At 49.3% G+C, this 14,286-nt stretch carries 13 protein-coding genes; 10 read left to right on the top strand and 3 right to left on the bottom strand.

The features are described 5' to 3' along the window. Positions 1 to 8 precede the first annotated feature (8 nt). Together NOC_RS01400 and NOC_RS01405 are read left to right on the top strand one after the other, a co-directional pair. Positions 9 to 803 carry a thymidylate synthase gene (locus NOC_RS01400; RefSeq protein WP_002813937.1) on the top strand — a complete coding sequence of 265 codons (795 nt, stop codon included), beginning with the start codon at positions 9 to 11 and terminating at the stop codon, positions 801 to 803. A gap of 10 nt (positions 804 to 813) precedes the next feature. After that, positions 814 to 1,311 (top strand): dihydrofolate reductase, encoded by a 498-nt coding sequence (locus NOC_RS01405; RefSeq protein ID WP_002813735.1) that lies wholly within the window; start codon positions 814 to 816, stop codon positions 1,309 to 1,311. A 49-nt stretch (positions 1,312 to 1,360) separates the two neighbouring features. Here the strand turns inward: NOC_RS01405 and radC are convergent, their stop codons facing one another. After that, a complete protein-coding gene (radC, locus tag NOC_RS01410) occupies positions 1,361 to 2,035 on the bottom strand; it encodes a RadC family protein (RefSeq protein WP_011330271.1) in 675 nt (224 codons plus the stop codon). A 200-nt stretch (positions 2,036 to 2,235) separates the two neighbouring features. Between radC and miaB the strand changes: the two genes are divergently transcribed. The 8 genes from miaB (at position 2,236) to NOC_RS01445 (ending at position 11,086) form a co-directional block, all read left to right on the top strand. Then, positions 2,236 to 3,579, top strand: a complete 1,344-nt coding sequence (gene miaB / locus NOC_RS01415) for a tRNA (N6-isopentenyl adenosine(37)-C2)-methylthiotransferase MiaB (protein ID WP_002812632.1) — start codon at positions 2,236 to 2,238, stop codon at positions 3,577 to 3,579. A 281-nt stretch (positions 3,580 to 3,860) separates the two neighbouring features. Beyond that, positions 3,861 to 4,853, top strand: a complete 993-nt coding sequence (locus tag NOC_RS01420; protein WP_002813194.1) for a PhoH family protein — start codon at positions 3,861 to 3,863, stop codon at positions 4,851 to 4,853. Further along, positions 4,850 to 5,311 (top strand): rRNA maturation RNase YbeY, encoded by a 462-nt coding sequence (ybeY, locus tag NOC_RS01425; protein ID WP_011330272.1) that lies wholly within the window; start codon positions 4,850 to 4,852, stop codon positions 5,309 to 5,311. Before NOC_RS01420 ends, ybeY begins: the two co-directional genes overlap by 4 nt. Positions 5,312 to 5,320: 9 nt before the next feature. Next, complete coding sequence (locus tag NOC_RS01430) at positions 5,321 to 6,196, top strand: HlyC/CorC family transporter (RefSeq protein ID WP_002813718.1); 876 nt, start codon at positions 5,321 to 5,323, stop codon at positions 6,194 to 6,196. 69 nt (positions 6,197 to 6,265) lie between these two features. Next, positions 6,266 to 7,831 carry an apolipoprotein N-acyltransferase gene (gene lnt / locus NOC_RS01435; RefSeq protein WP_002813079.1) on the top strand — a complete coding sequence of 522 codons (1,566 nt, stop codon included), beginning with the start codon at positions 6,266 to 6,268 and terminating at the stop codon, positions 7,829 to 7,831. A gap of 7 nt (positions 7,832 to 7,838) precedes the next feature. Beyond that, positions 7,839 to 9,290: a TrkH family potassium uptake protein gene (locus tag NOC_RS01440; protein WP_002814273.1), complete on the top strand. Its 1,452-nt coding sequence runs from the start codon at positions 7,839 to 7,841 to the stop codon at positions 9,288 to 9,290. 128 nt (positions 9,291 to 9,418) lie between these two features. Beyond that, a complete protein-coding gene (rpmE, locus tag NOC_RS16585; RefSeq protein WP_011330273.1) occupies positions 9,419 to 9,625 on the top strand; it encodes a 50S ribosomal protein L31 in 207 nt (68 codons plus the stop codon). A gap of 255 nt (positions 9,626 to 9,880) precedes the next feature. Beyond that, positions 9,881 to 11,086 carry a malic enzyme-like NAD(P)-binding protein gene (locus NOC_RS01445; RefSeq protein WP_011330274.1) on the top strand — a complete coding sequence of 402 codons (1,206 nt, stop codon included), beginning with the start codon at positions 9,881 to 9,883 and terminating at the stop codon, positions 11,084 to 11,086. Here the strand turns inward: NOC_RS01445 and NOC_RS01450 are convergent. Next, entirely contained in the window at positions 11,083 to 11,697 is a 615-nt protein-coding gene (locus NOC_RS01450; RefSeq protein ID WP_002812945.1) for a hypothetical protein, read from the bottom strand. The genes NOC_RS01445 and NOC_RS01450 overlap by 4 nt on opposite strands. A gap of 17 nt (positions 11,698 to 11,714) precedes the next feature. After that, positions 11,715 to 14,159: a penicillin-binding protein 1A gene (locus NOC_RS01455; RefSeq protein ID WP_002812365.1), complete on the bottom strand. Its 2,445-nt coding sequence runs from the start codon at positions 14,157 to 14,159 to the stop codon at positions 11,715 to 11,717. Between the last annotated feature and the right edge of the window lie 127 nt (positions 14,160 to 14,286).

Raw genomic sequence — 14,286 nt, forward strand, 5'->3', positions numbered from 1 at the left:
TTTTAGCAATGAAACCGTATCTGGAACTTATCCAAAAGATACTCGATACCGGAGTCGAGCGGGATGATCGGACTGGCACCGGAACGTGGTCTATCTTCGGGCATCAGATGCGATTTGATCTTCGGCAGGGTTTTCCGCTGATTACAACTAAAAAGCTTCATATTCGCGCAATCTTTATTGAGCTGTTATGGTTCCTCCGGGGTGAGACTAATGTTAAATATCTCCATGATCATGGGGTGACGATTTGGGACGAATGGGCCGATGAGCAGGGGGAGCTGGGTCCCATCTACGGTTATCAATGGCGCTCATGGCCTCTGCCCGATGGGGGATATTTAGATCAGATGGCGAAAACGTTAACGCAGATACGGAATCATCCCCACAGTCGGCGCCATGTGGTGGTGGCCTATAATCCGGCTTGCGTGGATGAAATGGCTCTCCCTCCCTGCCATGCGCTATTCCAATTCTATGTGGCCCAGGGCCGTTTGTCTTGCCAACTCTATCAGCGCAGCGCCGATGTTTTTCTTGGGGTTCCCTTCAATATCGCGTCCTATGCGCTTTTGACCCACTTGATAGCCCAGCAATGCGATTTGGATGTGGGGGAATTCGTTTGGACAGGAGGGGATGTCCACCTGTACCGGAATCATCTAGAACCGGCGCGGCTGCAATTAACCCGGGAGCCGCTTTCGCTTCCCCATCTCCGAATCAAGCGCCGACCTCCTTCTTTGTTTGAATACCAATACGATGATCTGGAGATTGTAGACTATCAAAGCTATCCTGCCATAAAGGCGGCTATTTCAGTATGATATTGAAAAGATGATTATTTCCTTCATCGTTGCCATGGATGAGAATCATTTGATTGGAGCTAATCGCCGCTTACCTTGGCATTTACCGGCGGATCTCAAATATTTTCGCCGCATGACCATGGGTAAGCCCATGCTCATGGGGCGGAGCACCCACGAAGCCATCGGACGCCCCCTGCCCGGGCGGCATAATATCGTCGTGACCCATAACCCTGACTATAAAGCACCCGGATGCACCGTGGTCCATACTGTGGAAGCGGGCTTGCAGGCAGCGGGGGAAGCAGAGGAGGTGACGGTCATTGGCGGGGCTTCTCTTTATGAGCAACTATTGCCCCAGGCGCGACGCATCTACCTCACTTTAGTGCGGGGACATTTCCAGGGGGATACCTGGTTTCCTGCCTTTGATCCTGGTACTTGGGTTGAGGTCTGGCGGGAAGATTATGATCCCGATCCCCAAAACCCTTATCCTTACAGCTTTATCCGCCTTGAGCGAGAAGAGAGGAAAAAGTAAGGAAGAGGAAAATTTAAGCGTTAGGGAGTGGTTCATAAAGATGGTTTTTTTAGAGGAGACCCCGCTCGGCAAAGGATAGGGTTTCGCCATCTCCTACAATAATGTGATCGAGCACTCGAATATCTACCAGCGCTAACGCTTCCTTAAGGCGCTGCGTGATGCACTCATCGGCTCGGCTGGGTTCGGCCACCCCGGAGGGGTGATTGTGGGCCAGGATGACGGCCGCAGCGTTATGGGCAAGGGCGCGCTTGAGCACTTCGCGGGGATGCACACTGGCGCCATCAATGGTGCCCCGGAAAAGCTCTTCGAAGGCTAGCACTCGGTGCCGGTTGTCAAGGAAAAGGCAAGAGAAGACTTCAAAGGGATAAGCCCGCAAGCGCGCCACCAGGTAGCGTTGAGTGGTTTGGGGATCAGTTAGAACATCGCCACGCTTGAGGGTGTCTTCCAGGTGGCGGCGCCCCATTTCCAGGCAGGCTTGCAGTTGCGTATACTTAGCTATTCCCAGCCCTGGAGCATGGCAGAATTGTTTAAGATCAGCCTCAAGCAATGCTCGGAGGCTACCAAAGCTTTCCAGGAGTTCCCGTGCCAAGTCAACAGCGGTTTTTCCGGCGACTCCGGTACGGAGAAAAATAGCTAAAAGTTCGGCATCCGATAAGGCATTTGGACCTCGTTGAAGAAGTTTCTCGCGGGGCCTTTCGTGGACGGGCCAGTCGGTAATTGCCATGATATAGGGAGCTTCCAATAATTGTTGGCACAGTTTTTTACATCAGCCTATATAAATTAACGGGATGGGAGTGTGTCCTGGTTCACTATTGCCGCGCACACTGGCTAGATCTAAGTAGGGGACTGGAACTTCCAGGCAGGTCGTAGTATCGTGAAGCCTGCGTTTAAAGATTTTGATTGGAGAAAGCGATAAGCATTTTCATGGCTAAGAAGCTTTATATTAAGACTCATGGCTGTCAGATGAATGAATACGATTCTAGCCGGATGGCCGATGTATTGCGGGAATCCCACGGGCTAGAACTGACTTCTGACCCTGAGCAAGCGGAAGTGCTGTTACTCAATACCTGCTCCGTGCGGGAAAAAGCCCAAGAAAAAGTCTTTTCCCAGTTGGGCCGATGGCGGCAGCTAAAGCAATCGCGTCCTGAATTAGTTATTGGGGTCGGCGGCTGTGTTGCTAGTCAAGAGGGTGAAACGATTCGCGTCCGGGCGCCCTATGTGGATCTGGTGTTTGGACCCCAAACAATACACCGGTTACCAGCAATGCTGACTCAGGCAAAGGCAAGCTCACAGCCAGTGGTCGATCTTTCTTTTCCTGAAATTGAGAAGTTTGACAAATTGCCTGAACCCCGCGCTGAGGGTCCAACCGCTTTTGTCTCCGTGATGGAAGGGTGTAGCAAGTATTGCTCTTTTTGTGTCGTGCCTTATACCCGGGGCGAGGAAATCAGCCGGCCTTTCGACGATGTCATTGCCGAGATCGTGGGTCTGGCGGAGCAGGGAGTGCGGGAAATTACCCTGTTAGGCCAGAACGTGAATGCCTATCGGGGGTCCATCGGGGAGGGAGATACTGCCGATCTTGCCCTGCTGATCCACTATGTGGCCTCTATTGAGGGTATTGAGCGCATCCGCTTCACGACTTCTCACCCGGTAGAATTCTCCGACAGCCTCATCCAGGCTTTTGCCGAGGTGCCAGCGCTGGTTAGCCATTTGCACTTACCAGTACAGAGTGGCTCGGATCGTATGCTGAGTTTGATGAAACGGGGTCACACTGTGCTGGAGTATAAAGCGAAGCTGCGGAAATTGCGCCAGGTGCGTCCTGATATCAGTATTTCAAGCGATTTCATCGTTGGCTTGCCCGGCGAGACTGAGGCTGATTTCCAGGCTACGCTAGCGTTAGTGGATGAGGTGGGTTTTGATCATTCTTTCAGTTTTATTTATAGTCCAAGGCCGGGAACACCAGCGGCTAGCCTTCCTGATTGCACACCGATAGCCCTCAAGAAAGAGCGGCTTGCAATCCTGCAAGGACGTCTTCGAGCTCTGGAAATTGCTATTAGTCGAGGGATGGTGGATACCGTACAGCAAGTACTCGTTGAACGTCCCTCAAAGAAAGATCCCACCATGCTGGCGGGGCGTACGGCTAATAACCGGGTAGTAAATTTTTCTGCCTCTCAAGACATGGTAGGCCAGTTTGTCAATATTAGAATTACAGAGGCTCTGCCCAACTCGCTGCGGGGTATCGTTCTTGATGCTAAAAGACGATGTGCTTAATTGGCAATAAGAGCTAACCCATCATATATTGTGGCGATCTTATCCTCTACCGAGAGTCTCCAAAGTTGAAAATCGAGCTAAAATAAGCCAATATCTTAGTTAATTTGAGTTATTTTAGATTGAGTAAGGCTATAAGCATAGCGCCGAAATATTTTTATGCTAGTGTTTTCTAATTCCTGTTTTTTTTGCATTTTAGTTTTGCCCGCGTCTTCGTTCCGCCTCCGAGTTCGGCGCAAGGAATCAGGAATTTATAGTAGAGCGTTTGGGCTATTAGCATACCTTTGAACGAACACCCTCCTTCTGATCATTCCGAGATTAGCGATTTCGTCCTGGAACCAGCGGATAACCAGCGGTTAGCCAATCTTTGCGGGCAGATGGATGAGCATCTGCGCCAGATAGAAAGAGAGCTGGGAGTAGAAATCAATAATCGGGGAAATTTCTTTCAGGTGCTTGGTAACAGCCCTTCGGTAGAGGCGGCTGGTGAGGTGATAAGGCGCCTTTATGATGATGCTGATGAAGCTCCGGTGACTCCCGCCCAGGTCCACCTCCTTTTGCGGGAAGCGGGGAGCCAGGAATATTCCCCTTTGGAAGAGCAGGAAGAAATCCTGATTCGGACTCGTCGAGGCGTGGTTAAAGGCCGCAGCCCGCGGCAAATTCGGTATTTACGCAATATTCTCACCCATGATATTAGCTTCGGTATCGGTCCAGCAGGGACGGGAAAAACCTATCTTGCCGTCGCTTGCGCCGTAGAAGCTTTAGAGAAAGATCGGGTACGGCGGGTGCTTTTAGTACGGCCCGCGGTAGAAGCCGGTGAGCGTTTAGGATTCCTGCCAGGCGATCTAGCTCAGAAAATCGATCCCTATCTGCGTCCTCTCTACGATGCCCTTTATGAAATGTTGGGCTTTGAGCGGGTTGCCAAGCTTATTGAGCGCCATGTGATTGAAGTGGCTCCTCTAGCGTATATGCGTGGTCGGACTTTAAACGAGTCCTTTATTATTTTAGATGAGGCTCAAAATACGACAATTGAGCAGATGAAAATGTTTCTCACTCGTTTAGGGTATGGCTCAATTGCTGTTGTGACGGGTGATATCACCCAAATAGATTTGCCTAAAGGCCAACCTTCGGGCTTGCGCCATGTCATTGAGGTATTGAAGGAGGTTAAAGGAATTAGCTTTGATTTTTTTCAATCACGGGATGTGGTGCGGCATCCACTAGTGCAACGGGTAGTGCAAGCCTATGAGCATTTTGGTGGTAGCGGCAGGGTAGAGTCATGAGTATTACTGTCCATATTCAATATGCCGTGCCCAAGGCAAGCGTGCCGCTGCAAGCCGATTTCCTGCGTTGGGTGAAGGCAGCGCTGGTAAATCAGTCGAAAGCGGGGGAAATCACTATCCGTGTCGCCAGTGAAAGTGAGGCGGCGCAGCTTAACTGGCGGTATCGCCACAAGGAAGGAGCAACCAACATCCTGTCTTTTCCTTTTGAGGTTCCCTCCTGCGTGTCTCTTGATGTTCCCTTGTTAGGAGACTTGGTTATTTGTGCTCCGGTGGTTGCGCGTGAAGCCTTGGAACAAACTAAGAAAGAGCAGGCCCACTGGGCTCACCTAGTGGTTCATGGAGTGCTTCATTTACTAGGTTTTGATCACCAACAGGAAGTGGAAGCGCAGCAAATGGAGAGCCTGGAAGTGACTATACTTGAATCATTAGGTTATCCCGATCCCTACGAGAGTGTATAACGAGGACTTATGAACGAAGGCCGACCTAGTCATAATTTAGTATCCCGCTCTTGGCGAGAACGTCTGGGGCAGGTGCTGCTGGGTGAACCCCAAGATCGAGAACAGATTATCGAGATTTTACGTAATGCCTCCCAGCGCCGCCTCCTTGACCCGGAAACCCTGAGCATGATTGAAGGTGCTTTAGTGGTGGGGGAGATGCAGGTACGCGATATCATGGTGCCGCGGTCGCAAATGGTAGTCGTAGAGCGGGATGCGCCGCCGGAAGATACCCTGGAGGTGATTACCCGATCCGCCCATTCCCGGTTTCCGGTTATAGGTGAAAGCCGGGATGGTATTGTTGGAATCCTGCTAGCGAAGGATATGCTTCTCTATTGCCGGCAGCAGGAAGCGCGGACCTTCAATATTCGGGATATTCTGCGTCCAGTGGTATTTATTCCGGAGAGCAAGCGTCTTAATGTTTTGCTAAGGGAGTTTCGTGCGAGCCGTAATCACATGGCGATCGTCGTGGATGAATATGGAGGAACGGCAGGGCTGGTGACCATCGAAGATGTCTTGGAGCAAATCGTAGGCGAGATTGAAGATGAGCACGATGTTGCTGAAGACGCCTTCATCTTTCGCCGCAGAGAAGATAATTATACGGTTAAGGCGCTCACTCCCATCGAAGATTTTAATGAGTATTTTGGGACCGATTTTAGTGATGAGGAATTCGATACCATTGGCGGCTTGGTGCTAAATGGGTTCGGACGGATGCCTGAACGGGGGGAAACTATTGCTATTGGCAGCTTTGAGTTTAAGGTTTTGCGCGCCGATAGCCGGCGCCTCTATTTACTAGAATTATGCCTAAAAACCAACGGCGTTGAACACTCAGTGGCAGCAGGGACCTGATTCCTCTATAGTAAGTAGCCTGACAGGGTGTTTTGCTGAGTTACTGCTGGGGTTGGTAGGGGAGGTCTCATGGGCTACACGCCTGAGCAGAAGCCATTTTATGAAAGAGTCTGTCAGAAAAAATGTTTTTTTTCTGACTCGGCGGGAGCAAAAACCTGGTGTGGTGACGCCTTAGCCTTGGTAGCGGGGCTTCTCGGTCCCCTCGCTTTTTCGCCTTATAATTTCTACCCTTTGGCGGTTATTCTTCCCGCATTGTTATTTGTTGTATGTCGGAATTTGTCCGCTCGGCGGGCTTTTTGGCGTGGCTGGTTATTTGGATTGGGGTGGTTTGGCGCAGGGGTTTCCTGGGTTTATTTTGCCATTCACGACTTTGGCTATGCCAGTGTACCGTTAGCACTAGGATTAACCACATCATTCGTGGCTTTTTTGAGTCTTTTCCCAGCGATACTGTCGGGAAGCGTTGCTTTGTTGTTTCCTCAGGAGAATAGCCGTAAATATCTTTTGGTATGGCCAGCAGCCTGGGTGATGATAGAGTGGTTTCGGGGTTGGTTTCTTACCGGTTTCCCATGGCTAAATCTTGGTTACAGTCAAATAGAAAGTCCCCTTCGCGGGTTGGCGCCGATTGTGGGGGCTTATGGCGTTTCTTTAGCGGTGGCTTTTAGCGCAGGGCTGATCGTAGTTGCTTGGCGCTGGGCTCAACGGACGCGCCTGATAGCGCTTGGTAGCTTGGGAATTCTATGGGCTTCGGCACTGCTGCTCTCCTTGGTATCTTGGACGACGCCGGTAGGTAAGCCGCTGCAGGTAAGTTTGATTCAGGGAAATATTCCTCAGGCTATCAAATGGCAACCGGAGCAAATAGAGGCCACTTTAGAGCGGTACTGGCAGTTAACTGCTAAGCATTGGGAGAGCGATCTGATTGTTTGGCCGGAGAGCGCGCTTACTGTATTTTATCACCAGGTGGCTAATGGTTACCTGGCTGCCCTTGCTGCCGAAGCCCGAGTCCATGGCACGGATTTGCTCATTGGCTTGCCGGTTTTCCACCAGGAAACGGGAAAATATTATAATGGCATGCTAAGCCTCGGCTCCCAGCAGGCATTTTATTATAAGCGGCATTTAGTTCCTTTCGGCGAATATATACCTTTTGAAGAATACCTTAGAGGGCTTATCCGCTTTTTCGATTTGCCCATGTCCTCTTTCAGTGCTGGCCCCGAGGGACAGCCCTTGTTGCAAGCCGCTGGCTACCCGGTAGCTACCTCTATTTGTTATGAAGATGCATTTGGAGAAGAAGTCATTACGGCGCTGCCCGAAGCTAATTTATTGGTGAATGCCACCAACAATGCTTGGTATAGGGATTCTTTGGCGTCTCACCAGCATCTACAGATTTCCCGGATGCGCGCCCTGGAGACAGGGCGGGATCTAGCCCGGGCTACTACCAATGGTATCTCCGCTATTATTGATGCTCAAGGTGCTTTGCTAGCCACCACCCCTCAGTTCCAAACGGCGGTACTCACAGGTAGCGTTCAACCCCGTGCTGGCGCGACGCCCTATGTCTTCTGGGGTAATGAATTCATCCTAGGATTATGCCTGTGTTTATTCGCCATTGGAAGTTATTACCCGCGTAGTAAAGGAAGCTAGAGGCGTTATGCAGCTTGCCGTGGTTCAGCGGATTTTAGGGTTGTTGCTGGCCCTCTTTAGTACCGCTATGCTTCCGCCAGTCATAGTTTCCCTATTTTACCGGGATGGTGCGGGGGCCGAGTTTCTAATCGCCTTTGGCCTGATACTAGGCATTGGTTTGCTGTGTTGGCTACCGGTACGTAATTATCGGCAGGAGCTACGGCTGCGTGATGGGTTTGTGGTAGTAGTTATGTTCTGGGTGGTTTTAAGTCTTTCTGGAGCTTTGCCCCTTTTTTTAACCGCTGAGCCCCGCTTGTCTTTTACTGATGCTGTATTCGAGTCCGTTTCTGGCCTGACGACTACCGGAGCTACGGTGATTACCGGGCTCGATAACTTGCCTAAATCCGTGTTGTTTTATCGGCAAGAATTGCAGTGGTTAGGGGGCATGGGTATTGTGGTTTTGGCGGTAGCTATTTTGCCCATGCTGGGTATTGGTGGCATGCAGCTTTACCGGGCAGAAATTCCAGGCCCCATGAAAACGACCAAGCTTACCCCCCGTATTGCTGAGACGGCTAAAGCCCTGTGGTTGATTTATCTAGGTTTGACGATAGCTTGTGCGACCGCTTATTGGATAGCGGGTATGACCCTATTCGATGCTGTTGGCCACAGTTTTTCAACGATTGCTATTGGCGGTTTTTCTACCCATGATGCCAGCATGGGCTATTTTAATAGTCCACTTATTGAGATGATCGCGGTATTTTTTATGCTGCTTGCTGGGGTCAATTTTTCCCTCCATTTTCTTGCCTGGCGCCATCGGACGGTAGGCCATTACTGGCAAGATGAGGAATTTCGGACTTATCTATCCGTGCTTGCTGGGGTCGCGGCATTGACTTCCAGTTATCTCTGGATAACACATAGCTTCGATAATCCGCTTTTGGCCCTCCAGCATGGTATTTTTCATACGGTCTCTATTGGTACTACCACCGGATTTACCTCTAGTGACTATTATAGCTGGCCCGGTTTCCTTCCTATTCTGCTATTGATGACCAGTTATATCGGTGGGTGTGCCGCTTCTACCGCTGGTGGTATGAAGGTTATTCGTATTTTATTGCTTTATAAGCAAGGGGTGCGGGAGATCAAGCGGTTGATTCACCCAAGCGCCATCATACCTATCAAAATTGGGAGTAAAAGCTTACCAGATAGGATTGTAGAGGGGGTAGGCGGGTTTATGGCGGTCTATGTGGCCTGTTTTATCGTGATGTATTTGCTGTTGCTAGCGACAGGGTTAGATATGATTACCTCGTTTTCCGCGGTAACCGCGTGTCTCAATAATTTAGGCCCTGGATTGGGTCAAGTGGGCGCTCATTACGAGGTTATTAATGCCGCCTCTAAATGGGTGTTGTGTTTTGCGATGTTGTTGGGCCGCTTAGAAATTTTTACCCTACTGGTTATTCTGAGCCCAACCTTTTGGCGTCGATAATATTGAAGAAAGGATACATAGGTAACTATTAAAGGGAAAATTCTAGCTTTAAGACTGGAGCTTGCCGTGTAAAGGATGAACCGGTAGAATTTAAAGGTTTATAGAACGAAAATTTGAGAGCATTCCCTATGAGGCAGGATATTCATCCCAAGTACAGCGAAATTACGGTGACTTGTAGCTGCGGTAATAGTTTTAGTACCCGCTCGACTGCAGGCAAGGATTTTCATATAGAAGTTTGTTCTGCTTGCCACCCCTTCTATACTGGTAAGCAGAAGCTATTGGACACTGCGGGTCGGGTAGATAAATTCCGCCAAAGATACAATTTAAAATCTTAATAGCCTCATCCCCTATACTCGTTTGTTTAATCCGCCGCCATATCTAGGTGGGCATTATTAGGATAATCTCTATTTTTAAAGAGTTCGGGTAGGCGAGTCCAGGGTTCATTTAAATGTCTTTACGCTCACTAAAATAGGTATGATATGCCTCTTCACTTGTTAAATCAGCCAGAGTTACTATCTCCTAGTGAGGAATTGGAAACGCCTTCTGGAGAACTGACGAAGGAAACAGAGCAAAAGCCGACACAGGATTTAATGGCGACTGCCTTAGGCTATCATGCGGAGCCGCGGCCTGGAAAATTGGAGATCAGTATTACCAAGCCTTGCGCGACACAGCAGCAGTTGAGTTTAGCCTATAGTCCTGGAGTTTCTGTACCGGTGGGAGCTATTGTGGCTGATCCTGAAGCTGTCTATCGTTATACCGCTAAGGGTAATTTGGTTGCGGTAATTACCGATGGCAGCGCCGTATTGGGGTTGGGAAATACAGGTCCTTTGGCCAGCAAACCCGTGATGGAAGGCAAGGCGGTTTTGTTTAAGTCTTTCGCCGGGCTAGATGCTATCGATATCGAAGTAGAGGCGGAGTCTCCCGAGGCCTTCGTGGATACAGTAGCCCGTATCTCACCGACTTTTGGCGGAATCAATCTGGAGGATATTGCCGCACCTCACTGTTTTATGATCGAGCAAGCCCTTATTGAGCGTCTGGATATCCCGGTTCTGCATGATGACCAGCATGGTACGGCCATCACAATTGCGGCAGCGCTTCAAAATGCCCTGGAATTGCAGGGAAAATCTTTACCAGAGGCCCGAATCGTTTGTGTGGGTGCTGGGGCGGCTGGGATTGCAACGCTTCGGCTGCTGGTTGCCCTAGGTCTGGATCAGGAGAACATTTTACTCGTTGATCGCCAAGGGGTTATTCGCGAAGAGAGCCAAGCACCGCATTCTTATTGCCGTCCTTTTATCTCTTCCTCGCCAAAGCGTACCCTAGAAGAAGCGATAGAGGGGGCGGATGTCTTTATTGGCGTGGCGGCTCCCAATCTGTTGACTATGGAGATGCTAAAATCCATGGCTTCACGCCCTATTGTCTTTGCACTTTCTAACCCGGATCCAGAGATAGATCCAGGTTTAGCCCATGCCGCTCGTGATGATTTAATCTTGGCTACCGGCCGCACCGACTATCCCAACCAGGTAAATAATGTATTAGTTTTTCCTTTCTTGTTCCGCGCTGCCCTCAATGTTCGTGCCCGATGCATTAATGATGCAATGAAGCTTGCGGCAGTGCGAGCATTGGTTGAGCTGACAAAGGAGCCAGTTCCCAAACAAGTGCTTGAAGCTTATGGCGAGCAGCAACTTGCTTTCGGAGCCAATTACATTCTTCCCAAGCCACTGGATCCCCGTTTAAGAGAGTTTGTGACGATGGCTATTACTCAAGCAGCCATTGAGTCGGGGATAGCACGAATTTAATCTGCGGTTTGAGCTTTTGTCTCAAGTAGAGATTGTACTTTCTTGCGCCCTGCCCGGCGCATGGGTTTTCCATCGATGGGGCTGAGCGGTGCGTGGCGCGTAGCTGCCGGAGGAAATACAGTCAGTTCCACGGCAACTTCTCCCGCTATAAAACGGTAAACTGGGAAATTTTGAAATAGTTTAGGGGAAAGAGATAGTTGCCGGGATCTTAATTGGAAGGGAATTCCTGCTTCCGTGAGAAATATTGCAACTTCTTCCCCAGTATCAGCGAAGAGATGGAGATTAATATCTGAATATTCAGAAGCCAGTCCGCTAAGCACCGAACCAACGAGGCGCGGGTTAAAGCGGGAAAAAAAATCCATTGCTTCTAATGCTGTTTGACGCAACTTTTCCACGGTAGCAGGCTGGGACTTTGATTTAAATAGGCGTAAATAGGCACCCACTGCTTGCTCTATTTCTTGGTTAGTGGGCAAGTTTCTAGTATCTGCGGCACCTAGAAAGGCGGCTGCCTTGCGCTTAGCTTGATAGTAGTTCTTAATTCCGTGTTCGACCATGAACCGCGCTGCCTCTGTAGCGATATATTCCCTCATTTGCTGGTCTTTTTTAGGCATAATCGCTATCCCATTATTTAAAATAACCGTTCGGCAACGGGGGTATCCGTCTTTGTACTGCCGTCGCTGCCCTCGCTACTTGAATCATCGTATCTGGTAGGGGCGTGTCCAGCAATAAAAGTTTCAAAAATAGCATCAGAAGCATTAGAGTCCGCGAGTAACCCGGTTTCAGGATCAATACGTACTGTTACCATGCCTTTAGGTGGGATAAAAGGTTTTTCTGGCGTACCATCGAGCACGGTGCCCATATAGTTTATCCACATTGGAAGCGCTACCCGGGCGCCTGTTTCTAAACTTCCCAATGATTCGGGCTGATCAAAACCTACCCAGCAGACAGCAACGAGTTCTGGATTAAAGCCAGAAAACCAAGCGTCATGTTGATCATTGGTTGTTCCCGTTTTGCCCGCTAAATCATTTCGCCCAAGTTTTTTAGCGCGCCGTCCCGTGCCATGGCGAATAACATCATGCAACATGCTGTTAATAAGATAGGCATTTTGTGCTGTGATTGCCCGAGGAGCCGGGTTGAATTGAGCGGATTCGGTATTTAGTAGGTCAGCAGTGAGGGTTGGATTATAGGCTTGTGTTCGTTCCGTCTTTATTTTTTCGCAGCGTTGGCAAACTTGGGCTGGGCGCGATCGAAAAATAATTTTTCCATCCGCATTCTCGGTTCGCTCAATCAGGTAGGGCTCGATAAGATAGCCCCCGTTGGCGAAGACGGCAAAACCGCGGGCCATCTCTAGAGGAGAAGCACTACCGCTGCCTAGTGCCAAGGATAAACTTTGGGGCAATTGTTCAGCTTTAAATCCAAAATTTTGTATATATTCGATGGCATAATCAATGCCTATGGCCCGCAGCAATCGAATAGAAACCAGGTTTCTGGAGTGGGTCAAGGCTGTTCTAAGACGCGTGGGACCGTAAAAACGTCCGCTATAATTTTCCGGCCGCCAGGCATTGTCTGGCCCACCAGGTTCATCCAATACTATAGGAGCATCATTGATAATGCTCGCGGCAGTATAGCCTTTATTGAGGGCAGCGGAATAGAGAAACGGCTTGAAACTAGACCCTGGTTGCCGTTGAGATTGGGTAGCTCGATTAAATTTACTTTCATAAAAATCAAAGCCCCCACTAAGCGCGGTGATGTTTCCATTGTAAGGAGAGAGTGACACAATGGCGCCCTCTACGCGAGGTCTTTGCGCTAGCCGCCACCCTCCCTTAGGTAGTGCTTCCACCCAAATAAGATCCCCTGCTTTGAGAATATCTGCGGCCTGCTTTGGTTTTTCCCCGACTGCGTTGACTTCGAGATAGGGCTGGGCCCAAGATAGCCCTTCCCAGGTGAGCATAGCCTCACCGTCGGTTTTTGTGTAAATCCGGCTAGTTCGTTCGTCCGTCGCTAGTACCAGGGCTGGCACTAGACCATTGGCTAATCTGCGTTGCGAGAGAGCCTGCTGATAGAATATCTCGCCGGCGTCTACCGGCAATTCGATATGCCGTTCTGGCCCGCGAAAACCATGCCGTCGATCATAGTCAAGCAGAGCCTTTCGTAAGGCGTCATTTGCAGCTTTCTGATGCTCTGCTTTGATTGTTGTATAAACATTATACCCAGCCGTATAAATATCAGAGCCATATTTTTCAAACATTTGGCTTCGTGCCATTTCTGCTACGAAAGGGGCGTTTAGCTCGATAGGCAATTCATGAAATTTTGCCGTAGCGGGCTGAGCTGCTGCATCCTGATAGGTTTCAGGATCTATATATCCAACTTCACGCATACGCCGGAGTACATAATTTCTCCGTAGCAGAGCTCGTTTCTGGTTTGCTATAGGATTATACCGGGAAGGTGCTTTCGGTAAACCAGCAATCATAGCGAGCTGCGATAGCTCAAGTTTATCCAGAGTCGTGCCGTAATATACCTGGGCAGCGGCTGCAGCGCCATAAGCGCGATTGCCAAGGTAAATCTTATTTAGATAGAGCTCGATGATGTCCTGTTTACTAAGTTCTCGTTCGATCTGGAGGGCAAGCAGTATTTCATTAAATTTACGTAGGTAGGTTTTTTCTCTACTTAAGAAAAAATTACGGGCAACTTGCATAGTAATAGTGCTGCCGCCTTGGGCTTTTTTGCCCGTTTTTACCAGATATAAGGCAGCGCGAAGGATACCTTGATAATCGACACCCGGGTGCTCATAGAAACGATCATCCTCTGCAGCCAATATAGCTTTGACCAGCAGATCTGGAAATTGTTCGAAAGCTAGCGGAATACGGCGTTTTTCTCCATATTGAGCAATAAGTTTCTTATCGTGGGAATAAATTCTGAGGGGAACTTGGAGATGAATGTTCTTAAGAGTATCAGTAGAGGGTAGCTGAGGTAAGAGATAAAAATACATCCCCACAGCAACAAGGATACCAACTGTTGTGGCGGTAAGCAACAAGAGCACCATCCAGCGGAATAGGCGAAGGAGATATGTCATGAAAATTAATAGGCAAGTATGCAGTTTATACCGAAGGAGCAGAGCTACACATAGTATAAAACGTATACCCAACTTAAGCTATAACCTTGATGCAGTGCCCGAGTTCAGCATAAGAAAATCTCTGAGA

It is taken from the genome of Nitrosococcus oceani ATCC 19707 (assembly GCF_000012805.1).
Classification (GTDB): domain Bacteria; phylum Pseudomonadota; class Gammaproteobacteria; order Nitrosococcales; family Nitrosococcaceae; genus Nitrosococcus; species Nitrosococcus oceani.